This window comes from Micromonospora musae, assembly GCF_003626635.1.
GTDB classification, from domain to species: domain Bacteria; phylum Actinomycetota; class Actinomycetes; order Mycobacteriales; family Micromonosporaceae; genus Micromonospora; species Micromonospora musae.
The window spans coordinates 44,679-69,381 of the sequence record NZ_RAZT01000022.1; the positions used below are offsets into that span (position 1 = coordinate 44,679).

A 24,703-nucleotide genomic window follows, 5' to 3' on the forward strand; every position below is an offset into this window, starting at 1 on the left:
TGACGTTAGCACGGGCGCGTGGTGTCTTCGCTGTTAGCGCTGACCCCGCCGGCTACCAACCCGCGAGCCGGCAGAGAACGCCGCCGCGCCCCGTGGCGCGGACGTCGTCTGCCCGGCACTCGCCCGGCGACTCTCCCCGCCTCTGCCGCGCGTTGTGCCGGCGGTCGATCCGCTCGTCGCGGTGCGCGGATTCGCGCGCCGCCTGCCGCCGCTGTGGCCTCGTTCGTGCTGTGGCGCCGCCGTCGCTGCGGGAGGCGTCACGAAGCGGCGCTCGCCCGGGGCGAGTTCGGTGAGCAGCGAGTCGCCGGGCCGAAGCCGGGTGATCGTCGGGTTGATGCCGGCCTGGCGGGTGAGGGCGCGCACGTCGCTGACCTGGTCGTCGGTCATCAGGGTGACGACGGTGCCGCTCGCTCCGGCGCGCGCGGTCCGCCCCGAGCGGTGCAGGTATGCCTTGTGCTCTGCCGGCGGGTCGGCGTGGATCACGAGAGTGACATCGTCGACGTGGATACCGCGCGCCGCGATGTCGGTCGCGACAAGCGCGCGGGCGTCGCCGGCGGAGAACGCCGCCAGATTGCGGGTACGAGCGTTCTGCGCCAGGTTGCCGTGCAGCTCCACGGCGGGTACGCCCGAAGCGACCAGTTGACTGGTCAGCTTCTTGGCGCCTCGCTTGGTGCGGGTGAATACGAGCGTTCGTCCCGGGGCGGCTGTCAGGTCGATCAGGACGGGGAGCCGGTCATCGTGACGCACCTGGAGCACGTGGTGGGTCATCGCGGAGACCGGGGACTTCGCCGAGTCGACGCTGTGGGTGACGGGGTTGGAGAGGTACCGCCGGACGAGGACGTCGACGCCCGCGTCGAGCGTCGCCGAGAAGAGCAGTCGCTGGGAGCGGGGCGGTGTCTTGTCGAGCAATCGCCGTACGACCGGCAGGAAGCCCAGGTCGGCCATGTGGTCCGCCTCGTCGAGCACGGTGACCTCGACGGCGTCGAGGATCGCGTCGCCGTTCGAAACGTGGTCGGCGAGCCGTCCGGGACAGGCGATGAGGATGTCGACCCCGGCGCGCAGTGCGCTGACCTGCGGCCGCGCGCTCACCCCACCGAAGATCGTCAGGGTACGCAGCGACAGCGTGGCGGCCAGCGGAGCGATCGTCGCTTCGATCTGGGTCGCCAGCTCTCGAGTCGGCGCCAGGATGAGCGAGCGCGGGCGGCCGGGCAGCCGCGGGGACGTGGCGGACGAGAGCCGGGCGAGGACCGGGATGGCGAAGGCGTACGTCTTGCCCGATCCCGTTCGGCCACGACCCAGCACGTCGCGTCCGGCGAGTGAATCCGGCAGCGTCGCGGCCTGGATCGGGAACGGCGTGCTGATGCCCACCTGCTCGAGCGCGGCGACCAACCGGCCGGGCACGCCGAGGTCGGCGAAGGAGGTGGGTGTGACAAGGGGTGTCTTGCTGGGGCGGCGTGCCGCCATGGGAGTCTCCGAACGTGGAAGGGGTCGCCCTGCACGGCGCTGACCGGTTGGTCGCGGCGCGTGGTGGTCGACATCAGGTGCAGGCCGCGGTCGCAGACCGGCGGACTCGTTGATCAATCTACCCGTACCCCGGCCGGGCCGCACACGACGGCTCTTCCGGGTTAGGGTTCGAAGGGGCGAAGCGAAACGGATCCAATGCCCCCGGCGAGCGGCCGGCTTCCGCCCCGCTCATTTTCGATACCCGGCTCGCCTGTGCGAGCGGGTGGGACGCGCGTCGGCGCGCAAACTTGGAGCAGCTCTTGAATCATGAAACCGCTGATGACTCTAATTTGTTCCGCGAAGCACCGGAAGCGAATGCGACTTTCGACCAGACACCGGCCGTCGACGTGAGTTCGGCTGCGATGACCCGCCTGCGCACTCCGTTCCGTGTCGAGGATGAAGCCGACCGGCAGCCGACAACTCGTTAGGCATCACGACGCGACGCAGATCGGCCCGCGAATGCGCTCGCCGGACATCCGCTCACAAATGGGATACGTGGCGCTGCGCGGATGCCTCCTGTACCGGCCCGGTCGGGTCTCCACACTCTCGTTCACAACCTGCGCCGTTGTCCGGGTCGGGCGTGCGCGGAGATCCTTGCCGGCGCACGGCTGGGTGGTCGACCGGGGTAGCGGGAAGTGGTGGCCTGACAAGGGACGTCAGGAGCACTCCTGGCAGACCTCCCGGCCGTCGGGCCGCGCGGCGAGCTGACTGCGATGGTGCACCAGGAAGCAGCGAGTGCATCGAAACTCGTCCGACTGCATCGGCACGACCGCCACGGTCAGTTCCTCGCCCGACAGGTCCGCGCCGGGCAGCTCGAAGTTCTCGGCGGCGTCGGCCTCGTCGACGTCGACTGTCGCCGACTGCGGCGCCGAGCTGCGCGCCTTGAGCTCCTCCAGGCTGTCGTCCTCAACCTCGACCGCGGGTCGGCGCGGCGCGTCGTAATCGATGGGTTTGCTCATGGTGATGCCTCTCCGGCTTTGGTTCATGGCGTCACGACGGTAGACCGGGGCCCATTTCGTGGCGCTCAAGCGGGCGATGGAAGGGTAGCTCGCCCTTGAATGTGAGGGGCGCCATAGGCAGCGCGGAGAATGACTCTCGACTCCGCCGGCCGTGGCCGGCGCTGAAAGGCACCGCGAGACGATGTCCCAGACCGGGCGCTGCCCTCTGTCGCCCTCGCGTAGAGGGATCCGTGATCGCGACGTGAAGTGCCACGCGTTCCGGCTTCTACAGCATCGACATCCTGTGTACCTCGCGGCAAGGCCGAGGCCAACCCGTACGCGGAGAGACGGGGCGCCCGGTACGGCACGAGTGCCTCTACGGGATAACAATCCCGCGCTGGCGACTGCCGTCGAACAGGTCACGCGCTACCACGAGTACCGACCGCACCGGTCTCGGATCAGCCGCTTCGGCGGTTGCCCCACTGGCGCGGGCTCTGAACCGAGCCCCGGCCGCCGAGGCGCTGACCCTTCCCATACGGTTGAGGCGAAGCGACCTTGCCCTTCCCGCGTCGGGCAGCCCGATTCGCGTAAACGGCAGCGTCGGTCTCGGTCTCGGTCTCGCTCTCGGCCGTAATTGGCGTATCGGTCTCCTCGGCGTGGGCGTCTTGAACGGGCTCAGGCTCCGGCATCGGAATCTCCCTGGGTTCGTGGGGCTTCCTGCGGACCATTGCCAACAGGCGGACGCAGACTACTCCGAAGTTCGGCGAACTGCGTGAAGCCGGGCTCGTAGACATGGACAAGCACGCCGACGCCGACCGGATCGACCTCACTGATCGTCTACCATCGGGCGATGTCCCCGCTCACCAGGCTGCTGGGGTGGTGGTCCCTGGGTCCAGGAGGCAACATTCCTGCTGCGCCCGGTGCGAGACCCGCCGTACGCGGTGCGGATCGAGGACTGCCTCCCGCCGGCCGTCGCCGAGTTGTTCCGCGGCGTCGCACTTCCGGCGTCACGATGACGGGGCGGTGGCGATGACGGGCTCGCACGCAGTGGTCGTCGGTGGTGGAATCGGCGGGCTCAGCGCCGCACTGGCTCTGCACCGGCGTGGCTGGCGGGTCACCGTTCTGGAGCGCGCGCCGGAGCTGCGCGAGGTCGGCGCCGGGCTGACCCTGATGGCGAACGCGATGCGCGGCCTCGACGCGCTCGGCCTCGGCCCGGCCGTACGCCGCAGCGGTCACAGCGAGACGCCCGGCGGGATCCGCACGTCGACCGGGCGGTGGCTGTCCCGGGTGGACGGCGAGGTGATGACCCGGTTGCTCGGCACCACGGCGCTGGGCATCCACCGGGCCACCCTGCACCGGCTCCTGCGCGAGGCGTTGCCCACGAGCGCGCTGCACGTCGGCGCCGAGGTGATCGACGTGGTCACCGGTCCCGCCGACGCCGAGGTCCGGTACCGCCGCGACGGCACGCCGGACGCCGTCCGCGCGGACCTGGTGGTCGGAGCCGACGGCGTGCACAGCGTCGTACGCGCCCGACTCTGGCAGCAGGCGCCACCACCGGCGTACGCCGGGTCGACCGCGTGGCGGGCGGCTATCGAGTGGCCGGAGCCGGTCCCGTCGGCCATCACCTGGGGCCGGGGGGCCGAGTTCGGAATGGTGCCGCTCGGCGACGGCCGGGTCTACTGGTTCGGCGCTGTCAACGCGCCGCCGGGCGGGCACACCGCCGACGAGCTGGCGACCTGCCGGAAGCTCTTCGGTACCTGGCACGACCCGATCCCGGCGCTGCTCGCCGCGACTGCACCGGAGGCGGTGCTGCGCAACGACATCCTCCACCTGGCCGCTGCACTGCCGTCGTATGTGCGGGGGCGGGTGGTGCTGCTCGGCGACGCCGCCCACGCCATGACCCCGAACCTGGGCCAGGGCGCCGGCCAGGCCATCGAGGACGCCGTGGTGCTGGGTGCGGTCTGCGCCGGTGGGGCCGACGAGGGGCTGCCTGCCGCGCTGGCCGCGTACGACGGGCAGCGCCGCCCACGCAGTCAGGCCATCGCCCGGGCGGCCTACCGGACCGGCCGCTACGGTCAGCAGCTGCGCAACCCGCTCGCGGTGGCGGCCCGCAACACCCTGCTACGACTCACCCCCGCCCACACCGCCCTTCGTGGGATGGCCCGCTACGCGGACTGGCAGCCCCCGGCAGCCGCCTGACTCGGGTAGCCGGATCCGTCGCCGAGCGAGCGTCAGGGGCCGCACCCGCGAGACCCAGAAAGCCGGCCGTCCGCTCGGGCCGAGTTGAGGGAAGCGGTCGCGGATCACGGGGCCAGCCAATTCCGGAGCGGCAGGACGTCGTCCGTCGCTGCCGGGTCCTACGCCCACGGCGGGATGTATCGGCTCAGATAATCACGCGCACGTGGAAGCGGGTCACGCCAGTACTGGTCTGGCCTGCGGTGGTAGTGCTCCGCACAGAATTCAGCGAGATCGACAGTGATCTTGACGCGCTCCAGCGGCCGGCCCTCGAATGCTGCGTTGACAGCCAGCAACTGCGGCTCCGGATTCCAGCCCGAATGGTCGAACGCCCAGCCCTCCCAGACCGCGTAGGCGTGGACGACTTGCAGTTCGCCGGCCAAGCGCACCGCCGCCACCTCGATCGATCGGTCCGAGTACGAGTCTCGACAGACCCAGGCGAGGATGTGACACGCGCCGGCAGCGAAGAAGGCCTGGTCCGCCCGTTCCCAGGCGACGCGCTGATCTGATCGCTCGATCGCTGTCCGACGAAAGGCTCCCGCCGCCTCTGCTGCCACCGCACCCACGTTAGTGGGCGGGCCTACCGCATCCGATCATGTCGCAGTCCGCCCATGCTCACCAGCGAGGCGATCACATTCGGTGGCACGCAGGATCCCGACGGCGTTCGTCGTGTGCTGCCCCGGCTCGCCGAGCCGGACTACGGCTTCGCTGTGACGGCTGCCGGGGCGGCTGAAGCGCCTTTCTGGCGGTGGGGGAGTGGGACGCCGTATCGACGTGGCGATCAAATCCGGTCGATATCTTGACGGGTGCGGCGGGATGTGACGTAGTGGATCGATCGGCTCGGGTCGATGTCCACTCCGGCCGGAGCGGGCCGTGACGTCTAGGAGGTTCGTCCGTGTCTTTGTCTCGCCGCCAGTTCCTGTCCCGCTCGGCCGGCGCCGGCCTCACCGTGGCCGTGGCCGGTTCGGTCGACGCCCTGTTCACCGCGGCACCCGCGCTGGGGGTGTCCGGCCCGGAGGTCGGGTACGGCCCGCTCGTACCCGACCCGGCCGGCATGCTCGACCTGCCGGTGGGCTTCCGCTACTCGGTGCTGTCCCGTGAAGGCACCGTCCGGCCGGACGGCGGCATCGTGCCGAGCCGGTTCGACGGTATGGGTGCCTTCGCCGACAAGGCGCGCGGCACCCGCCTGGTCCGCAACCACGAGTGCTCCCCGACCGCGAGAATCAGGGTCGTTGCCCCGCCGCAACGCACGTACGACCCGGCCGCCGGGGGCGGGACCAGCACGATCATCGTCAAGGCATCAGGACGCGCCGCCTCCGAGCACGTCAGCCTCGGCGGCACAGCCATCAACTGCTCCGGCGGCCCCACCCCGTGGCGCACCTGGCTGACCTGCGAGGAGACCGAAGACAAGGCGGGCACGAACGGATACACGAAGGACCACGGCTTCATCTTCGAGGTCGACCCGTACAGCGATGCGCGCAACACCCATCCGACGCCGCTGACCGCGATGGGCCGGTTCCAGCACGAGGCAGTCGCGGTCGACCCGCGCACCGGCATCGTCTACGAGACCGAGGACGCGTTCGTGGCGCCGCTCGGCAGCTTCTACCGCTTCCTGCCGAACCGGCCGCTGCGCGGTCACGGAAGCCTGCGGGCAGGTGGCGTGCTGCAGGCTCTGCACGTCCCGGACCTGCCGGACCTGTCCGTGGTGACCGAGGCGGGCGCGTCCTTCTCCGGCATCGAGTGGCTTGACGTGCCGGACCCGCTCGCGTCGACGGAGTCGGTCCGTGCTCAGGACTACGACAAGCCGATCACCGGCGGGTACAAGATCGAGGGCGCCTGGTGGGGGGAGAAGGACCGCTGCGCCTACTTCGTCTCGTCGTTCGCCCGGCGTGAGCTGGGCTCGGCCCGCGACCACGACGGCCAGGTCTGGCGGTACAACCCCCGAGCCAAGACGCTGCGCCTGGAGACCATCTTCACCCGGCCCACCCCGGCACCGGAGAACCCGGAGTTCGACGCCCCGGACAACATCTGCATGTCCCCGTACGGGGGCCTGATGATGTGCGAGGACGGAGTCGGGGACCAGCACATCCTCGGTACTACCGCCGGCGGCGAGGTGTTCGTCTTCGCCCGTAACCGGGTCAACGTCGGCACCGCCGAGGACCCGGCGTACGGCGAGCTGGCCGGCGCGTCGTTCTCCGCCGACGGCCGGACCATGTTCTTCAACGTCTACAACCCGGGCATCACGTACGCGGTGACCGGCCCGTGGAACCGTCGCCAGGGCTGACGGCCGCAGCCACCGTGGGTGCTCCCCGGTCCGTGTGATCGGGGAGCCCGCGGTGGGCAGGGTCGACGGGGCCCTCCTCGCCGGCTCGACGGGACTGCTGCCCGGCCGGCTGTGGAGTGGCTCGTTCGACCAGGGGGTGTATGGACATCAGCGCCTCCGTTGGCGTGAGGTGGGGGAGGAGGCGTGCGGGTCGGGCAGTGGCAGAGACCGGGCGACGTCATCTGACCCGTGGGCTCGTTCGAGGCTGGGATGTGGCATGGTGCGCGCATGATCGACAGTCGGGGAGCGTTAGAGGCCGTGATCCGCCACGCCGTCGAGCTGGAGGACGACTACGACGACATCGCCCCAACCGTCAGCGCATTGGCGACATCCGGCGACATCACCGTCGTGCCCCAGCTGGTCGAGGCACTGAATCGGTTCCTCGATGAGGAAAACTTCTACGGCCGCGACCTGATCGCCGGAGTATTGGCCGGCATCGACGGCGTGGCGGCACTGCCGGTGCTACTGCACGCCTCCGCCCGTGATCTTGGTGATGACCAGGACAGCCTGCGAGCCGAGATCATTGAGCTGCTGCACGCTCATCGCGCAGCTGGCCGACGCACTGTGCTCGAGTGCGTCACGGGGGACACTCCCGAACTTCGCCGCGTGGGGCTCTGGGCGCTCGGGTTTGTGGCCGAAGCACAGGATATTGAGCTGCTGACCGCCGCATCGGCCGACTCGGACTCGAAGGTCCGATCCATGGCGATCGGCTCCCTCCCTGACCCGGCCACCAATGACCGAGCATTCGAGGTTCTCGTCACGGCCCTGGGTGACGTGGACGAGCAGGTGCGAGTGGCAGCGGCGAGCAGTCTCAGCGCCGCCACCGGCCGCGCGGAGGCCGTCGCGCCGCTTGCCGCGCTCGCCGACGACCAGAGCGTCGGCGTCCGAACGATGGCGGCGTACGCACTCGGCCGCATCGGCAGCGACGCAGCGACACCGGTTCTGCTGCGCCTTCTGCAAGACCCCGACCGGCACGTCCGCGAGCGCTCTATCGAGGCCCTCGGCTCGATCGGTGGAGAGGCGGCGGTCGACACGCTGCTGACGCTGGCCGCCGACGAAGATCCTGATCTGCGGGTTCAGGCCGCCAAAGCGCTCGCGAGAGCTGCCGACTCCGATCCGCGCGTGACGCTGCAACTGACAGCGCTCGCCCGAGACGACGAGGCTGCGGTCCGCGCAGCCACCATCAGCGGGCTCGCCAGCAGCGGCACCAGGCGATCCCACTTCGCGCAGATCCTGATCGAGCTGACAGACGACCCAGCCCCGATGGTCCGTCAGCGGATCGCAGTCGTAGTGCGAGGTCTCGCAAACGACACCGCACGGAGCATCCTCCGCCGGTATGCCAACGACGCCGACCCGAGCGTGCGACGACTCGCCTCGACCGAACTGGACCGATTCGATGTTGGTCGAAGCGAGAGCTAGCCGCAGACGGAATCGGGACTGTGACGGCAGAATGCGGCATGGCGGCCGCCTGGACTGGCGCTTGATGCATTCGACGGTGCTTAACCATTGAACCCAATCCGGATGAGATCGTCCGCTGCCGCAGGGCTCCACTCTCTCGAGCTCCGGACCAGAAGGCAGCGTGGGCGATGCGCCTACCGCCGGGAGTGGTGCTGCTGGTCGGCGCCGATGCACGCAACTACGGCAGACGTTTCGGCTGAGAAGAAGAGCTGGAAGTAGTACGGAGGCTCCGCCAGCTCGACGTTTCCGACCTGCAACGGCTGCTCACCTAAGGCGTACAGCGCCTCGACGGCCTGCGCGAAGCCAACAGTCGGGATGCCCTTCTCTCGTGTGTGGATTTCTCGTACACGGTAGATGTCAGCGAAGTGGCTCGCCGGCAGCGATCCGTCGAAGATCTTGAAGGGTGACCCGCCCGTCAAGGCGGCACGACATGCTTGGTACGCGTCATCCTGGTGGTCCAGCAGAGCGATCAACTGCGCGCGGTCCACCTCGTGACCGTACAGTCCGGCAGCGGCAGCGGCCCGGAGTCGATCACGGCCTCCGCCGCCAACGGGATCTTGTAGAAGTGGCGCACGCTTCAGTTGGCTCAAGCAGTGACGCAGCCGGTCCACCGGCTGCGCGAGATGCGCATCCCTCGACCTGGCAAACCTCGCCCTGACGGCGCCACGCAAGGCGGTGGGGCTCTGGAACCGATGATCACCACGCCGCTGGCCCGGCAGCGGCTGGTCCGCCGCTTCTTCCCGGGCGGGAACACCAGCCAGTTCGCGGGGTTGGCTGCCTAGGGGCGATATAGGCTTTCCGCACGATGGTGTGCTGTGCCTGACCTCCCGGCTGAAGGGACTTGTGATCATCAACGGTTGCAACCACCACCCGGCCGACGTCGCGGCGACGGCCGAGCGGGCGGTGCCCGTCGCGCGCCCCAGTCATGTCGCGGCGTTCGCAGTGCACGCACCGGATGGAAAGGGCCCGGCGCTGATCATCGAGGTGAAGCCGGCGCACGTCTGGCGGTTCGCCGCCGACTCCGCGCCGTGGCAGGGTGCGGGCGGCGCTCGGCCGGACCCACGAGGCCGGACCACACGAGGTCGTGTCGTCCGGCCGGAAGTGATCTCCAGGGCCGTCAGCGGCAAGCTCCGACGGCGGGCCTGCCGTCAGCGTCACCCCGCCGGTGGACTGAAGCGGCTGCCGAACCTGCCCGGAGAAACGCATGCCGGCTGAGCTGTCCACGCGTGGCCCGGCCGGCGCCCGCATCCTCGGCGTCGGCGCCTACCGGCCGGCGAGGGTCGTACCGAACTCCGCGATCTGCGAACCGATCCAGTCGAGCGACGAGTGGATCCAGCGGCGCTCGGGCATCGTCAGCCGGCGATTCGCCGGACCCGACGAGACCGTGATCGAAATGGGGGTGGCCGCCGGACGTCAGGCCCTGGACCGCGGCGGCGTCCCGGCCGAGGAGGTCGACACGGTTCTGGTCGCGTCGATGTCGTACCTCTATCAGTCGCCGCCCGCCGGGCCGCAGGTCGCCCACGGTGTCGGTGCGACCCGGGCGGCGGCGCTGGACGTCGGTGCCGCCTGCGCGGGCTTCTGTCACGCGCTCGCCGTGGCGGACTCCCTGGTGCGCGCCGCCACCGCGCGTCACGTCCTGGTGGTCGGTACCGAGCGGATGAGCGACATCATCGACCCGACGGACCGGTCCACCGCGTTCCTGTTCGGCGATGCTGCCGGGGCGGTGGTGGTCGGCCCGGCCGAGCGACCCGGCATCGGTCCGACGGTCTGGGGTTCGGACGGCGCGAAGAGTGGCCTCATCGGCCATCAGGACTCCTGGCTCGCCGCCCGGGACAAGCCTGACTACTGGCCGACCATGCGGATGTCCGGGCGGGAGGTCTTCCGCTGGGCGATCGAGGAGATCGCCGAACTGGCCGGTCGAGCGGTCGCGGCGGCGGGAATCCAGGTGGCTGACCTGGCTGCCTTCATCCCGCACCAGGCCAACCTGCGCATCATCGACCGGCTCGCGGCCGAGCTCGGGCTGCCCGAGTCGGTGGTGGTGGCGAAGGATGTGGCGACGGCGGGCAATACGTCGGCGGCCTCGATTCCGCTGGCGATGGAGACGCTTCTGTACGGCGGTGGCGAGGCTCCGGACGGCGCCGCGTTGATGGTCGGATTCGGCTCCGGGCTGTCCTACTCCGCGATGGTCGTCGACCTGCCCCCGGTCGTCTCGGCACCTGACTGACCGACACCCCGACCGATTCCCCACTCACGCTCCCTGATCGGTGTGGGGACGGGCCTGCCGGTGCTGCTCGACTCACCGGGACGAGCCTTCTCACAGGCCGGCGATCGAGACGTGCATCCTCGGTCAGCCAGAGTGGTTCCATCAACCGTCTGAGGCCGACGTTGGGTGGACATCGTCATCACCGCCAGGCCCGATACCAGCGCCCGAGTCACGGCGACGGCGAGACTGCCGCGCCGAAACGGGCCGCGACCGCCGCCACGGCGGCACGGAGTTCGGGGCCTTCCTCCACCGAGAAGTCGAACGGGACGGCGGCCAGCCACTCCTGCGCGTACATCGCCGGGTTTCCGGTGCTGCCGACCAGCACGCATCGGTCGCCGTCGGGCTGGAGACGGCCCATCGGCGGCCGGATCCACGGCGCCACCTGCTCCCACGGCGCGTGGAACACCACCCGGGTCGGGTACTTCCAGCCCGCGCCGAGGTGCTCCTCCAGCGCGGCGACCGGATCCAGGTCTTCGGGCGGCGTGAAGACGTCCGGGGTCTGCCGTACGGCCCGGACCCGGTCGACCCGGTATGTGCGGACGGCGTCCGCGCGGTGCGAGTGACACAGCAGGTACCAGCGTCCGTACCGCACCACGACCGCCCACGGGTCGACCTCGGCGTCCCACTCCTCACCGCTCTCACCTCGGTAGGTGAGCACGACGCGGCGCCGGTCGGCGACGGCGGCGATCAGGGCGCTTGTGGTGGCGGGATCGGGGCGGGCTGAATGCCGGTCGGGGGTGGCCGCAGCGTACGTCCGTAGCGCCGCCGCCTGCCGTCCGACGCTCTCCGGGAGCGCCCGGATGACCTTGCCGAGCGCCGAGCCGACCAGGTCGTCGGCGTCGATGGCGTTCGGCTGCCCGTCGAGCACGGCCATGACCAGGCCGAGGGCCTGCTCCTGACTGAAGACCACCGGCGGCAGCCGGGTACCGCGGCCCAGCCGGTAGCCCCCGTACGGCCCGCGCGTCGACTCGACCGGGATGCCGGCCTCGCGAAGAATCCCGACGTAGCGCCGCGCAGCGCGTTCCGTCACGCCCAGGAGCGAGGCGAGTTGTTCGGCAGTCGCGCCGGGACGTTCATACAGGAACTCGAGCGCGCGTAGCGCCCGGGCGGTAGGGCTCGGACCGGCTGGCACGACGACCAGAATACCGGAAGCAGACCGTCCGGAACTGCCTCTAGGTTGACCCGATGACTGCAGAACAGATCGTGCTCCTGGGCGGCCTGTGGCTCGGCGCGTCGGCGTGGACCGGCGTCGCGTCAGAGCTCGAGAAGAGCGGCCGCCCTGCGGTGTCGGTTACCCTGCCGGGTCAGGGTGACGGGAACCTGTCGGCGACGCTCGCGGACCAGGTGACCGCGGTGCTCGCCGCCGTGGATGCGGGGCCCGGCCGGTCGGTGGTGGTGGGCCACTCCGCAGCCGGCACCCTGGCCTGGATGGCGGCCGACGCGCGGCCCGAGCGGGTCGTGAAGGTGGTGCTGATCGGCGGGTTCCCAACCGGCGACGGGCAGCCGTACGCGGACTTCTTCGAGATCACCGACGGCGTCATGCCGTTCCCGGGCTGGGGCCCGTTCGAAGGCGCGGACGCAGCCGATCTGGACGAGTCGGCGCGGCGGGCGTTCGAGGCTGCCGCGGTCCCGGTTCCGGAGGGAGTGGCCAGGGGCGTCGTACGGCTTAGGGATGAGCGGCGGTTCGACGTACCTGTCGTGGTGGTGTGCCCCGAGTTCACGCCGGCCCAGGCGCGGGAGTGGATCGCCGGGGGCGACGTTCCCGAGCTGGCCCGGGCGAAGCACGTCGACCTGGTTGACATCGACTCCGGGCACTGGCCGATGGTGACCCGGCCGACGGAGCTGGCGCGGATTCTTGCTGCGGTCTAGCCCGGGACGGGCACCACCTGTGGTGACGGCCGTGGAAGCTCGGCCTGCTGGTGCGGAAGATCGACATTTGCACTCGGCACCAGTCTGAGGACCGATCCCATGATCGACAGGTAGTTCCCGACAACGTCGCGAACACGTTGTGCCGGCCGGCGGCTCAGAGGTTGGTGACTTCGACCGCTCGGGCCGGGTAACCGTCTTGTCCCGGGACTTCGTAGTGGCATCGCACCTGCTGACCCGGTGTCAGGCTCCGGAACTCGTTCGGCCCTGCGACGATGTGGCTGAAGTGCACCCACACCGTCAGGTCAACATGATCGAGGGCAACAACTCCCCACCCCTGATCGGCATGCCAGATCGTCACCACTCCGGTGTCCCGCAGGCCCTGATCACGCACAAGCGCCAGAGTATCGGCTCGATGGAGGTCGGCAGGGGGGGCACTGACCCTCGACCAGGCACCGACTGAGAAGGCGCGCCGAGTGGTGCCCGAAGCGTCTGCCCGAGTGGTGTCCGTTCCACCTGTCGGAAACACTGAGAGGCCACCGGACGTCGACGTGATCGCCGGCGCCCAGTGGCCCCGCTAGCCGATTCGCTGATGGCCCGACGTCAGTCGGAACCTCTCGCCGTCAGCCTCAGACCTGGGTCTGGCCGGGACACCACACCCGGGATCCGTTGTCGTTCAGCCCGTCATCGCGGATCCAGCCCCGGGCCTTCGTCTGCACGCTGACCACGTAGGTCCAGGTGTCGAGCCCGTTGATGTCGAGGGCGTAGCAGTGGTAGTCGAGTGACTCGGACATGTACACGTCGCCGACGTCCAGGCAGCGGAGGCTGGAGCCGACGCGCAGGTTCGCGGTGAAGACGGTGTGGTGGCCGCCGGTGGTGTCGAGGTCCGGCGGAGCCGCTCGTCCACAACTCCAGTGAGCCGAGGCGGGTGACGGGGCGACGAGTGCGCCGGTGGCGACGAGTGCGAACGCCGCTGCGGCGACCGTGAGGGGTCGACGGATAGCTCTCCTGCTCAACGCTTCTCCTTCGATACGACGTAGGGACGCGGCCCTGTTGGCGCCGGCCCGGGCTGGACCGGGGTGGTCTATATATCGACCACCATGAAAGCTATCGACACCTGTCAATGTCGATCATCGATGTCGGGCGGTGGATCAGAAGGTCATCCCGAGGAGGCCCTCACGCGCAATCAGCGGGATGGTTCTGATGAGGCAGGTAGTTTCGCTGCGAGATCGCCGACGCGACAGGAGCGACGAGATGACCGATGTGAGTATCACCAAGCGGCGGGCCGACAGCTCGGCCAACGAGGACCTGACCAAGCTCGCCCGCCACGGCGCCGACACCTTCGGCTATCAGGCTCACCTGCGTATCGACCGCCGGCTTGCCCAGCTCCTGCGCCTGCGGGTGTCTCAAATCAACAACTGCACCTACTGTCTCAACCTCCACTACGAGGCGGCTCGCGACGCCGGCATCGCCCGACCGGTGATCGATACCCTGACCACCTGGTGGGAGACCGACTTCCACGACGACGCGGCCCGCGCTGCCCTCGCCTACACCGAGGCGCTCACTCGCGTCGCGGATGCGACCGTCGCCGACGATTTCGGTGCCCGGCACGACGCGCTCGCCGAGCACTTCTCCCAGGAGGAGATCCTCGAGATCATCGGGATCGTCATCAACATGAACGTCTGGACCCGACTCAAGATGGCCGAGGGTGCCGTCCCCGGTTTCGCCGAGCAGGCGAGGTCGTGAACCGGCTCACCTGCCAGGCCGGGTGAATGCCGCGAGCGACCAGCTCGCCGGGCTGCTGCCCGACGCCGAGCGAAGCGCGCTCGAGGACCACGTGCCGGCCCAGGCCACGCTCTGCGAACTCGTCGGCGACGGCCATTGGCGGGTACGGGCGTCCTCAGTTGCCAGACGGCTGATACAACTTGCACCGGCCGAGCAGCCTGGGCCGCCGCGTTCCCGCCGACTACGAGGCACCCTGGCGGCCTGACCACCACACCGATGGTGTCCGCCAACGCGGAGCGCGCTCAGACCACAGGAGTGTCAGAACGTATGGACGAAGCTGTAGGCAGCCTGTGGGCGGTAGCCGGTCTGGATCCACTCGCCGGGCGGGTGTTGGAGCACCTGGTGGCCGTGCGGTCGGCGGACGTCACCGACGTGGCGGCGGCGGTCGGGGTGTCCCTGGCGGAGGCGGAACAAGCACTACGGCACCTCGCGGACTCCGCACTGGTGCTGCAGATCGACGGCACGGCGCCGCGATGGGTGGCCGGCCCCCCGAGGTCGTCGCTCAGCGCCCTGCTGGCCCGGCGGCGAGCCGAACTGGCCCGCGTCGAGGGCCTCGTGGATCGGCTTCACGAGGTGTACGAGGCGGTGTCCGGGCCGCGCGTTGCGCACCTGGTGGAGGTGCTGGAGCGCGAGGATGAGGTGCCGGCGCGCTACGGTCAGCTGCTGAAGGGGAGTTCAGTTGAGGTGCTGCATCTGGCCAAGCCGCCGTACGTGACGGCCTCGCAGGCGTCCGTCGGGGAGTCGGCAGTGGCACCCGGGGTGCGGATGCGGTCGGTGTACGAGACGGAGGGCTTCACCGATGCAGTGTCGCTCAAGACGGCGCTGCGCGGGACGGGTCAGGGCGGGGAACTGCGGCTGGCGGCCCGGCTGCCGGTGAAGTTGGTGGTGTTCGACCGGGCGGCGGCTCTGCTGCCGGTGCGCGGGGACCGCCCGGCGGCGGGTTCATTGGTGGTGCACTCGCCCGCGCTGGTGGTGGCGCTGGTGGCGCTCTTCGAGAGCGTGTGGGAGCGCGCCGACCCGGTGTCGCTGGCGAGCCGACACGATGGGCCGGCCCCGGAGGGCAGTCCGACGATTGTGGAGCCGGACCTGCGTACACGGGAGATCCTGCACATGATGGCGACCGGGATGAAGGACGAGGCGATCGCCCGCGTGCTCAAGGTGAGCCGCCGTACCGTGCAGAAGCACGTGAGCGATGCGGGTTCCCTGCTCGGTGCCCGGACTCGGTTCCAAATCGCGCTGCTGGCGGCGGAGCGAGGGTGGCTGAAGAGTCGGTGAGGACATATCCCGAACACAACGACGCGCCGGGGCCTCTCAGAAGGAGGTCCCGGCGCGCCGTCGTGCATGGCGTCTCCCTAGCCGGGGATCACGCGCAGGACTTGGCTCCCTTCGCGTACGCCAAGCCGAAACCACCTGCCGACGAGTCCATGAAGATCACCTCGCGCCCCGCGCCAGCGGTTGCGAACATCTGCGCGCCCGGGCTGCAGGAGGCCGGGCCGACGTACTTTCCGTCGAACGTGTACTGCTTGAGCTTCGGGTTGAGTGCGTTGTCCGGGTAGCCGCCGGTGGAGAGCCAGAGGTCGTACGGGGCCTCCTCGGTGACGGTGAGCGTCGTGTCGGACAGCGTGAGGACGTCGGCGCGGATCGCCTGCGGCGAGTTCTCCTCGAAGAGCAGGTGGCTCGTGCGCGTGGCGAAGTCGAAGAGCCGTACGGAGTCGTTGAACGTCCCCTGGTTCCACTGACCGTCGACCAACCTGCCGTAGTCCCGGTTGATGACCCAGGCGACGCCGGTGCCGGACACCTGGGGGTAGCTCATCGTCTCGGCACCGGGGTCACCGCCGGCGAAGGTCGTCTTCCCCGTCGCGAGGTCGTACACCTCGACACCCAGCGACCACCGGTTGCCGTCGGCGTCGGGCTGCGCGTAGTCCTCGTACCGGACGTAGGAGATCTTTCCGTTCTTGACGCTCGGTGCCGTCGCGTTCCCGACCCAGTCGGGGTGCGCGAGGGTGTGGACGGTCCGCGAGCGGCCCTGCAGGTAGCGCACGACGTCGCGGTAGCCCTGCTCCGGGTCGTACTGGCTCCACGTCACGACGGTGCCGTCGAAGCCCAGGCCGTTGATCCGGTACGGGGAGCGGTACAGCTCCTCCACGTAGCCGCCGCCGATGGGCGCCGACAGGATGCGGTCGGTCTCCCACGTCGGAGAGTTCTGGTCCGCCTCGATCGACAGCCACACGACCCGCTTGCCGTCGGTGTGCGGGAAGCTGTGCGGGTTCCCGTCGTTCGGGGAGATCCGGTACGGCGCGCCCTTGCCGTCGGTGCGGCCCACCCAGATCGACGTCGGCTCGGTGCGGTTCGCGTTCGACCGCGGTACGGCGAACCAGCCGCCGGCCATGCTCGCCGTCATGTCGACGTACATTCCGGTGTTGAGCCGGTCGACGAGGAGGTCGGTCTTCTTGCCGTAGAGGTTCGCCTTCCACTTCTCGGTGATCCCGCGCGAGTCGAACGCCGCCCGTACCACCTTGAGGTCCTTGTTGCTCAGCCCCGAGGACTTGGCGGAGGCGAGCACGGCCTCGCGGGCGTCCACGAAGTCGGACATGGGCGTGAGGTAGTCGGTGAGCGCCCGGTAGACGATCTTGTCGGCGACCGGGCCGCCGAACGCCTGACGCAGGTCCCACAGCGCCCCGGACACGATCGTCGAGTTGAGGTGCACGCCACCGTCGTCCATCTGCGGCGTGTCCATGAGGTGCTGGAAGTCCGCCGTGGTGGCGCCGTCGTCGAGATTGCGCAGGGCGCACCTGGTGGGCGCCAGGGTGCGGCAGAGGTCGCCGCCGATCAGGCTCGCCTCGGGGTCGGTCATCGGCGTGCCCGCCGCGTCGAGGTCGATGGCGTTGCCGAAGTAGTCGGCGATCGCCTCGTTGAGCGCGCCCGGCTGGCCGGCGTAGACGAGGCTGGCGGAGTTCTCCACCACACCGTGCGTCATCTCGTGGCCCACGACATCCGGGTCGGCGGCCAGCGGCAGGTACTCGTCGTCGCCGCTGCCGTACACCATCCGGGTGCCGTCCCAGTAGGCGTTGACCCACGGGTAGCCGCCGTAGGTGATGCCGACGATCGAGTTGATCGCCATGCCGTTGTCGTCCAGGCTGTTACGCCCGAGCTTCGTCTGGAACCACTCGAACACCTTCGCGGCGTCCCAGGCCGCGTCCACGGCGCCGGCGTCGGTGAGGTCCGCACCGAGCGTGCTCGACGGCGACGCGAACGGCCCGACGCCCTCGGGCAGTTGGCCGTCGAGCAGGTCGTAGTAGTCCCGGCCCCGGGCGTCCCAGGTGGTGATCGGCACCGTCCGGCCGTCCGGGAGGCTGTGGGTCTGGTCGATCATGAGGTACGAGTCCGTGTCGTCGGTCCGGACGAGCGGGACCGGCACGGTGGCGCCGTGCAGGCTCTTGCCCTCACCGACGACCGGGGTCGTGCCGCTGCCCGACGCGGACGGCGCCGGCACGGTCCGTGGCGCGACGGCGGTCCCGCCGGCGGCCAGGGCGGCGGCCTGCTGCGCGGAGGCGAAGGACTTGATCCGGCTGACGCTGAGCAGCGTCACCCCGTTCGTCGCGCCCACGTACACATCGCGGAGCACGGGCTGGCCCGTGGCGACGTCCTTGCCCTTGACGAGCACGCGCCGCGCGAGCACGCCGGTGCCGGTCGGCATGACCACGAGCCCCTGGTCGGTGCCGGTGAGGTCGGCGCGGGCCGTGCCGGGCCGCGGCGCGCCGGCCACGACGGCGGCGCCGGGGTGCAGGCTCTTGCGTACGTCCTCGACAGCTCGGGCGATCGCGACGTCGGCGGGCATCGTCGGGCGCGTCGTGTCGACGTCGAGGTCGGTGAAGTAGCTGCCCGACGTGCCGGTCACCGCGCGCTTGCCGGCCTTCTTCTCCATGCGCACCACGTACTGGCCGCCGAACACGGGCAGGCCCTTGTACTTCTGGTTGAGCCGGACCGTCTCCCGCTCGCCCCGGGTGTCGACGCCCGCCGTGGTGAGCGTGCCGGCCGGGTCGGCGATCTTGTAGCGGTCCTTGTGGCCCGTGAGGTGGGCCTTGGCGGCCTTGTCCGCTGCGATCGTGGCGTCGACCGGCTCGGCCAGGTCGTCCACGAGTGCAGGGGTGTCCGTAGCGGGTGCCACGGTGGCCGGGACCGACGCCTCCGCGTCCGTCGTAGTGCTCGCCGGCGCGGCGTTCGCGGCCTGGGCGGTGGTGCCGAGGAGGGCGGCCGCCGCCAGGATGGCGAGGGCGGGTGGTGCCTTGACTCTGCGCATCTGTTGCTCCTGCAAGGTGGTCCAGCGCCCGGCCGACTCCTTGCGGCACGGGATTTGATCACCCTCACTGCGGTGTCGCCCCCGACACAAGGACCACTTTGCGCACCTGCACAAGTCGGAAGCTCGCCGAGGAGGGGCCGATCCGCACGGCGATGTAGGTCATGGCCGCCGGGCAGAGCAGCCTCCGGAGGTCTACGCGCCACCGCACGAGCGCCCTGCACGGGCAGTGGTGGCGGGAGATGGTCATGACCAGCCGTCCGGGCTTCCTTCCGGCAGGGTGGCGTTGGCCCTGGTCCGGCGACTTTCAACAGAAGTGTTGACAATCTTGTCGCCAGCCGCCTAGCGTCGGCGCAAGATCTGTTGGGGGTAAGCCATGGAGAGGATCGCCAGCGGCGAAGTGGCCGGCCGACAGGCAGACCAGGTGTCGTTGTGCGAAGCGATCACCAAGCTCATCGCGGGCCAGCGGCTGATCGAGGCCGATATGGCGACCACGCCCCGGACCTCCAGGCAGGCGAGCTGACGCGGAGGCGGCGCTCCGGACCCACCTGAGCCGAGTTGGCCGCTGCCCCGACAAACGAGCGCCTGACCTTCCTACTAGAAGGAGATTTCCGCATGAGGACTGTCGTCGTCACCGATCCACCGCGCGCCGACGTCGGTGATGCGGAGCGTCTCGGCGGGTACGGTGTCGCCACCGTGCACGAGGCGCTCGGCCGCGTCGGCTACCTGGGCCCCGAGTTCCGGCCCGCGTGGCCGGGTGCGCGCATCGGTGGCACTGCCGTCACCGTGCTGTGCTGGCCCGGGGACAACTTGATGATCCACGTCGCGGTGGAGCAGTGCCGGCCCGGTGACGTCCTGGTGGTCGCGACCAACTCGCCCTCGACTGACGGACTGTTCGGTGAGCTGTTCGCCACCGCCCTGGCCAAGCGGGGCGTCCGTGGCGTGGTGCTCGCCAGCGGGGTGCGCGACGTCGCGGAGCTGCGTGAGATGGGGTTCCCGGCGTGGTCGCGGGCGGTCAGCGCGCAGGGCTCGGTCAAGGCCACGGCCGGGTCGGTGAACGTGCCGATAGTCCTCGGCGGGCAGACGGTGCACCCCGGTGATGTGATCGTCGCTGACGACGACGGCGTCATGGTGGTAGCCAGGGCCGACGTGCCGCGGGCGCTGACCGCCGCGCAGGCCCGGACGGATAAGGAGGCCGCCAGCCGCGCGGCGTTCGAGCAGGGCGAGCTGGGCCTGGACCGCTACGGGCTCCGTGACAAGCTCAACGACTTCGGCATCGAGTACGTCTCCTACGACGAGTACGTCAAGGGTGAGCGGTGAGCTACGACGACACCGGGGTGCGCTGCACCATGATGCGTGGCGGCACCTCGCGTGGCCTGTACTTCGAGGCTGCCGACCTGCCGGCCGACACGGCCGAGCGGGACGAACTGCTGCTGCGGCTGATGGGCAGCCCCGATCCGCGCCAGATTGACGGCCTCGGCGGGGGCACCTCGCTCACCAGCAAGGTCGCGGTCGTGAGTCGGTCGGCGAACCCGGATGTGGACGTCGACTACCTGTTCCTCCAGCTCGGCGTCGATAGCGCGACGGTCAGCGACCGTCAGAACTGCGGCAACATTCTGGCCGGCGTGGGGCCCTTCGCCGTCGAACGCGGACTGGTTGCGGCAGGCCCGGACGAGACCAGCGTACGGATTCGGATGGTCAACTCCGACAGCGTCGCGGTGGCTACCTTCCCGACCCCGGGTGGTCGTCCCGAGTATCGTGGCGATCTTGCGATCGCTGGGGTTCCCGGCACCGCCGCGCCGATCGTTCTCGCTTTCAGTGACACGGCGGGCTCAGCGACCGGAAGTCTGCTGCCGACCGGCAGGCTCCGGGACTCGATCGACGGCGTCGAGGTGACCTGTGTCGACAACGGCATGCCGTTGGTCGTGGCGCGGGCCGAGTCGCTCGGCCTGACCGGCTATGAGACGCACGAGCAGTTGGCCGCCGACGCCGCGCTGCTCGAGCGCATCGACGCCCTTCGTGTCAAGGCTGGTGCCCTCATGGGTCTCGGGGACGTGAGCCGGTCCTCCGTACCGAAGACGGCGCTGGTCGCCGCCGCACGCGACGGTGGCCAGGTCTGCACCCGGTCCTTCATCCCCGTCCAGCCGCACACCTCGATCGGTGTGCTGGCCGCGGTCAGCGTGGTCACCGGCATGCTGCTGCCGGGCGCGGTCGGTCACGAGCTCACCGCGGACTGGCCGGCCGACCGTTCGCAGGTCGACGTGGAGCACCCGACCGGCCACTTGCTGGTGGACGTGACGGTCGACGCCGGCGTCTCCCCACCGCGGGTCGTCCGCTCAGGTGTCGTACGCACCGCCCGCAAGCTCTTCGAGGGCATCGCCTTTCCCCGCTGACGTGCCCCCTGTGATCCGTGCGTTCATCGACGATGTGGAGACCACATGCCCCCGCTGCAGAAGACTGATCGCCCGGAGGCCGGCACGGTCGTCCGCATCGCCGTCCTCGGGCTGGGGGAGGCCGGCTCGGAGATCGCCCGCGATCTGGTGGCGGCCGGCGCCGACGTGCGGGGCTACGACCCGAAGGTGCCGGCCGCCGAAGGCGTCGCCGTCCGGGCCGACGAGGCCGACGCGGTGCGCGACGCCGATCTGGTGCTCAGTGTCAACAGCTCCCACGACGCGATGTACGCGCTGCGCCACGCGTTGCCGTCCGTGCGGCCGGGGACGGTCTGGGCCGACCTCAACACCGCTTCGCCGGGTCTGAAGGCGGCGCTCGCGGAGGCGGCCGGGGCGTCCATCCCGGTCGTCGACGTCGCGCTGATGGCGCCGGTGCCGGGCAAGGGGTTGCGTACCCCCATGTTGGTGTCCGGCGCCGCCGCCGACCGGTACGCGGCCATCCTGTCCGGCTTCGGCGCGGAGGTGGCGATTCAGCCGGGGCCGGCGGGCGCGGCCATCTCGCGCAAGCTGCTCCGTAGCGTCTTCTACAAGGGACTGGCCGCGGCGGTGGTGGAAGCGGTGGCCGCCGCGGAGGCCGCAGGTTGCGCCGACTGGCTGCGCGACAACATCAGCACCGAGCTGGCCGGCTTCGACCAGCGCACTATCGATCGGCTGATCGACGGGACCCACCAGCACGCCCGCCGGCGCGCGGACGAGATGACCGCTGCCGCCGAGCAGCTCGAGGAGCTGGGGGTCCCGGCGCGGATCAGTGCGGCGACGCGTGACCTGCTCATCGATCTACGCGACAACGGTGGCCGATAGCCCGCCGGCGTCGGCCGGGCGGAGAGTGGTCCGCCCGGCTCTACTCGGTGTCGGCCTCCTGCAGTGCCGTGATGACGCTGCTCAGGTGTGCGCGGGTGGCGGCCTCGGCGTCGGCGGGGTCACGGCGTGCGATTCCGTCGATGATCGCGAGGTGTTCTCGGAGGGACACCTGTGGGCGGCCGGCGCGCAGCGCGAGCCGGAACTGGTGGCGGACGAGCTGACCGTTGAGCCGGTCGAGCAGCCCCGAGGCCACCGGTTGTGCCGCGTATTCGCGTACGAGGCGGTGGAGTTCCCGGTTGAGCGCTGAGTACTTCATCGGATCACCCTCGGCGACAGCACGCTGCATCTTGTCGCCGAGATCGGTCAGTACGGCGATCTGCTCGTCGGTGACCCGTTCGGCTGCCTTGGCGGCACAGAGGCCCTCGAGGACCATGCGGCACTCGGTGATCGCCACCGCCTCGGCCACGGACACGACCCGTACGCGGGCGCCACGGTTCGGGATGCGTTCGACCAGTCCCTCGGCGGTCAGGTCGAACAGCGCGGTGCGGAGACTGGCGCGGCTGACGCTGAACGACTCGGCGAGCTCTGCCTCCACCAGCCGCTGTCCGGGCGCGAGATCGCCGTTCATCAGCGCGGCGCGTAGTGCGTCGGCCGCCAGTCTCGTGGCAGCGGCACCCTCACGCGGGGTCTTGGCCAAACCGGACCTCCTCAGTCGCGGATGAGTATATGGCCTCTGTGGAGGCCGTGGTCAAAATATTGTCGACAATCTGCTCGACATCTATTGCGACGATGTTGTGTGGTGGTTACGGTCACAGTTGCCGAGCGGCATTCGCGAGCGTGACGCGGGAGGCCATGAGCCCCGGATCACATCGCCTGCCGGTGAGCGGAGCTGGTTCTTCCGATCAGCCGACCCCAAGGAGCCCTGGGACACGTGATCATCGACTGCCATGGCCACTACACGACCGCGCCGCAGGCGCACACGTCGTGGCGAGCGGCGCAGCAGGCGGCCTTCAGTGCCGGCGAAGAACCGCCGGCCTACCCCGGCATCTCGGACGACGAGATCCGCGAGACGATCGAGGGAAGCCAGCTGCGACTCATGGCCGAGCGCGGGATCGACCTGACCATCTTCTCGCCGCGCGCCTCAGCCATGGGCCATCACGTCGGTGACGAGGCCGTCAGCAGCCGCTGGGCACAGGTCTCCAACGACCTCATCGCGCGCGTGGTCGAGCTGTACCCGGAGAACTTCATCGGAGTCTGCCAGCTCCCGCAGTCGCCCGGAGTCCCCATCTCGCACTCGGTGGCCGAGCTGCGACGCTGCGTGCTGGAGCTCGGGTTCGTGGGATGCAACCTCAACCCCGACACAAGCGGTGGCCACTGGACGTCCCCGCCGCTGACCGACCGCAGCTGGTATCCCTTCTACGAGGCGATGGTAGAGCTGCAGGTGCCGGCGATGGTGCACGTCTCCGCGGTGACCAACGCCAACTTCCACGCCACCGGGTCGCACTACCTCAACGCCGATACCACAGCGTTCATGCAGTTCCTGCAGTCGGACCTCTTCAAGGACTTCCCAGACCTGCGTTTCGTCATCCCGCACGGTGGGGGAGCGGTGCCCTACCACTGGGGTCGCTTCCGAGGGCTCGCGGACATGCTCAACCGCCCCGCGTTGGACGAGTCGGTCATGGACAACGTCTTCTTCGACACCTGCGTGTACCACCAGCCCGGCATCGACCTGCTCTTCCGCGTCATCGGCGTCGACAACATCCTGTTCGGCTCCGAGATGGTCGGCGCGGTCCGGGGCATCGATCCGCAGACCGGCCACCACTTCGACGACACCCTGCGGTACGTGGACGCGCTGCACCTGGCGCCGGGAGACCGGGAGAAGGTCCTCGAGCGCAACGCCCGCCGGGTCTACCCGCGACTGGATGCGGCGCTGAAGGCCAGGAACCGTTGAGAACCGCGTCTGCCCGCTCGATCCCGCAGCCGATGAAAGGAGCCGTCGTGGACGCCATGCCACCGCCGGTGTCGACGACCGTCGGCAGCAACGGCCGCGGGCCGACGGCCGCCGACGAGGCGTACGCGAGACTGCGCGAGGACATCGTCAGGGGGCGGCTGATGCCCAACCAGCGGCTGGTCGAGGTCGACCTGGCCGTCACGCTCGGGGTAGGCCGCACCGCGGTGCGCACCGTGCTCGCCCGACTCGAGCAGGAGGGGCTCGTGGTCCATGAGCCGAACCGCGGGGCCCGGGTGCGGATGGTGACCGAGGCCGAGGCCCTGGAGATCACCCAGGCGCGCGGCGCGCTCGAGGCACTCGCCGCCCGCGAGGCCGCTGAGAAGGCCACACCGGCGGAGGTCGCGTTCATGCGCGAGACGCTCGCGCAGATGTCGGCCTGCCTGAAGGCGGGCGACCTGCTGGCGTACTCGGACGGCAACGCCCGGATGCACGCGAAGATCATCGAGTCGTCGCGGCATTCCACGGCCACTCGACTCATCGCCGGGCTCAAGGCACAGATGGTGCGTTTCCAGTACCGCACGGTGCTCGTACCCGGACGGTCCGCCCGGTCCCTCGTCGAGCACACCCGGATCGTCGACGCCATCGAGGCGGCTGACCCGGACGCGGCCGAGGCCGCGATGCGCTACCACCTCTCCCACGTCGCGGACACCCTGCGCGAGATGACGTCCGCCCACGCGCAGCACCGCGCGTCTCCACCCCACCTCGTCCACTTCTGAATCGTGAATCCACCACATCACAGCTCGACCGGCCACCGCGGTGCCACGTCGCGGGGC

23 protein-coding genes are annotated in these 24,703 nt (G+C 69.9%); 14 read left to right on the forward strand and 9 right to left on the reverse strand.

All coding sequences use genetic code 11. The annotated features are described in order from the left end of the window. Nucleotides 1-33 precede the first annotated feature (33 nt). Complete coding sequence (locus tag D7044_RS30440; RefSeq protein ID WP_120680959.1) at nt 34-1,464, reverse strand: DEAD/DEAH box helicase; 1,431 nt, start codon at nt 1,462-1,464, stop codon at nt 34-36. A gap of 695 nt (nt 1,465-2,159) precedes the next feature. After that, nucleotides 2,160-2,462 (reverse strand): DUF4193 domain-containing protein, encoded by a 303-nt coding sequence (locus tag D7044_RS30445; protein WP_120680961.1) that lies wholly within the window; start codon nt 2,460-2,462, stop codon nt 2,160-2,162. Nucleotides 2,463-3,470: 1,008 nt separating this feature from the next. On the opposite strand from D7044_RS30445, the gene D7044_RS30450 reads away from it, so the two are divergent. Then, complete coding sequence (locus D7044_RS30450) at nt 3,471-4,640, forward strand: FAD-dependent oxidoreductase (protein ID WP_120681143.1); 1,170 nt, start codon at nt 3,471-3,473, stop codon at nt 4,638-4,640. Between the two features lie 158 nt (nt 4,641-4,798). Here D7044_RS30450 and D7044_RS30455 read toward each other — a convergent pair whose 3' ends face one another. Beyond that, nucleotides 4,799-5,233 (reverse strand): hypothetical protein, encoded by a 435-nt coding sequence (locus tag D7044_RS30455; protein ID WP_120681145.1) that lies wholly within the window; start codon nt 5,231-5,233, stop codon nt 4,799-4,801. A gap of 338 nt (nt 5,234-5,571) precedes the next feature. On the opposite strand from D7044_RS30455, the gene D7044_RS30460 reads away from it, so the two are divergent. Next, nucleotides 5,572-6,960 carry an alkaline phosphatase PhoX gene (locus D7044_RS30460; RefSeq protein WP_199716828.1) on the forward strand — a complete coding sequence of 463 codons (1,389 nt, stop codon included), beginning with the start codon at nt 5,572-5,574 and terminating at the stop codon, nt 6,958-6,960. Between the two features lie 267 nt (nt 6,961-7,227). Beyond that, nucleotides 7,228-8,418 (forward strand): HEAT repeat domain-containing protein, encoded by a 1,191-nt coding sequence (locus D7044_RS30465; protein ID WP_158610046.1) that lies wholly within the window; start codon nt 7,228-7,230, stop codon nt 8,416-8,418. 173 nt (nt 8,419-8,591) lie between these two features. Here D7044_RS30465 and D7044_RS30470 read toward each other — a convergent pair whose 3' ends face one another. Then, nucleotides 8,592-8,945 (reverse strand): hypothetical protein, encoded by a 354-nt coding sequence (locus D7044_RS30470; RefSeq protein ID WP_120690942.1) that lies wholly within the window; start codon nt 8,943-8,945, stop codon nt 8,592-8,594. 322 nt (nt 8,946-9,267) lie between these two features. Between D7044_RS30470 and D7044_RS30475 the strand changes: the two genes are divergently transcribed. After that, entirely contained in the window at nt 9,268-9,672 is a 405-nt protein-coding gene (locus D7044_RS30475; RefSeq protein WP_120680967.1) for a hypothetical protein, read from the forward strand. Continuing rightward, nucleotides 9,662-10,681 (forward strand): beta-ketoacyl-ACP synthase III, encoded by a 1,020-nt coding sequence (locus D7044_RS30480; protein ID WP_120690943.1) that lies wholly within the window; start codon nt 9,662-9,664, stop codon nt 10,679-10,681. Before D7044_RS30475 ends, D7044_RS30480 begins: the two co-directional genes overlap by 11 nt. 208 nt (nt 10,682-10,889) lie before the next feature. On the opposite strand, the gene D7044_RS30485 is transcribed toward D7044_RS30480, so the two are convergent. After that, nucleotides 10,890-11,852, reverse strand: coding sequence for a helix-turn-helix transcriptional regulator (locus D7044_RS30485; protein ID WP_120690944.1), 963 nt, complete (start codon nt 11,850-11,852; stop codon nt 10,890-10,892). 53 nt (nt 11,853-11,905) lie between these two features. Between D7044_RS30485 and D7044_RS30490 the strand changes: the two genes are divergently transcribed. Further along, the gene (locus D7044_RS30490; protein ID WP_120690945.1) at nt 11,906-12,589 is read left to right on the forward strand and encodes an alpha/beta fold hydrolase; all 684 of its coding nucleotides are present in this window, start codon (nt 11,906-11,908) and stop codon (nt 12,587-12,589) included. Nucleotides 12,590-12,743: 154 nt separating this feature from the next. Here the strand turns inward: D7044_RS30490 and D7044_RS30495 are convergent, their stop codons facing one another. Both D7044_RS30495 and D7044_RS30500 read right to left on the reverse strand, forming a co-directional pair. Next, the gene (locus D7044_RS30495; protein WP_199716829.1) at nt 12,744-12,980 is read right to left on the reverse strand and encodes a cold shock domain-containing protein; all 237 of its coding nucleotides are present in this window, start codon (nt 12,978-12,980) and stop codon (nt 12,744-12,746) included. A 235-nt stretch (nt 12,981-13,215) separates the two neighbouring features. Continuing rightward, nucleotides 13,216-13,602 carry a hypothetical protein gene (locus D7044_RS30500; RefSeq protein WP_233563335.1) on the reverse strand — a complete coding sequence of 129 codons (387 nt, stop codon included), beginning with the start codon at nt 13,600-13,602 and terminating at the stop codon, nt 13,216-13,218. A gap of 238 nt (nt 13,603-13,840) precedes the next feature. On the opposite strand from D7044_RS30500, the gene D7044_RS30505 reads away from it, so the two are divergent. Together D7044_RS30505 and D7044_RS30510 are read left to right on the forward strand one after the other, a co-directional pair. Then, nucleotides 13,841-14,332, forward strand: coding sequence for a carboxymuconolactone decarboxylase family protein (locus tag D7044_RS30505; RefSeq protein WP_120690946.1), 492 nt, complete (start codon nt 13,841-13,843; stop codon nt 14,330-14,332). Between the two features lie 306 nt (nt 14,333-14,638). After that, nucleotides 14,639-15,646, forward strand: coding sequence for a helix-turn-helix transcriptional regulator (locus D7044_RS30510; RefSeq protein WP_120690947.1), 1,008 nt, complete (start codon nt 14,639-14,641; stop codon nt 15,644-15,646). An 88-nt stretch (nt 15,647-15,734) separates the two neighbouring features. Here the strand turns inward: D7044_RS30510 and D7044_RS30515 are convergent, their stop codons facing one another. Continuing rightward, nucleotides 15,735-18,671, reverse strand: a complete 2,937-nt coding sequence (locus D7044_RS30515) for a M4 family metallopeptidase (RefSeq protein ID WP_120690948.1) — start codon at nt 18,669-18,671, stop codon at nt 15,735-15,737. A gap of 373 nt (nt 18,672-19,044) precedes the next feature. Between D7044_RS30515 and D7044_RS32510 the strand changes: the two genes are divergently transcribed. The 4 genes from D7044_RS32510 (at nt 19,045) to D7044_RS30535 (ending at nt 21,919) form a co-directional block, all read left to right on the forward strand. Further along, a complete protein-coding gene (locus tag D7044_RS32510) occupies nt 19,045-19,191 on the forward strand; it encodes a hypothetical protein (RefSeq protein ID WP_158609378.1) in 147 nt (48 codons plus the stop codon). Nucleotides 19,192-19,283: 92 nt separating this feature from the next. Continuing rightward, nucleotides 19,284-19,988 carry a 4-carboxy-4-hydroxy-2-oxoadipate aldolase/oxaloacetate decarboxylase gene (locus tag D7044_RS30525; RefSeq protein WP_120690950.1) on the forward strand — a complete coding sequence of 235 codons (705 nt, stop codon included), beginning with the start codon at nt 19,284-19,286 and terminating at the stop codon, nt 19,986-19,988. After that, nucleotides 19,985-21,061 carry a 4-oxalomesaconate tautomerase gene (locus tag D7044_RS30530; protein WP_120690951.1) on the forward strand — a complete coding sequence of 359 codons (1,077 nt, stop codon included), beginning with the start codon at nt 19,985-19,987 and terminating at the stop codon, nt 21,059-21,061. Before D7044_RS30525 ends, D7044_RS30530 begins: the two co-directional genes overlap by 4 nt. Nucleotides 21,062-21,106: 45 nt before the next feature. After that, the gene (locus D7044_RS30535; RefSeq protein ID WP_120690952.1) at nt 21,107-21,919 is read left to right on the forward strand and encodes an NAD(P)-dependent oxidoreductase; all 813 of its coding nucleotides are present in this window, start codon (nt 21,107-21,109) and stop codon (nt 21,917-21,919) included. 40 nt (nt 21,920-21,959) lie between these two features. On the opposite strand, the gene D7044_RS30540 is transcribed toward D7044_RS30535, so the two are convergent. Continuing rightward, on the reverse strand, nt 21,960-22,616 hold the full coding sequence (locus D7044_RS30540) for a GntR family transcriptional regulator (RefSeq protein WP_120690953.1): 657 nt from the start codon (nt 22,614-22,616) through the stop codon (nt 21,960-21,962). Between the two features lie 234 nt (nt 22,617-22,850). Here D7044_RS30540 and D7044_RS30545 point away from each other — a divergent pair, with 234 nt between their 5' ends. Next, a complete protein-coding gene (locus D7044_RS30545; protein WP_120680989.1) occupies nt 22,851-23,870 on the forward strand; it encodes an amidohydrolase family protein in 1,020 nt (339 codons plus the stop codon). A 56-nt stretch (nt 23,871-23,926) separates the two neighbouring features. Further along, complete coding sequence (locus D7044_RS30550) at nt 23,927-24,646, forward strand: GntR family transcriptional regulator (protein ID WP_120690975.1); 720 nt, start codon at nt 23,927-23,929, stop codon at nt 24,644-24,646. Nucleotides 24,647-24,703 lie beyond the last annotated feature (57 nt).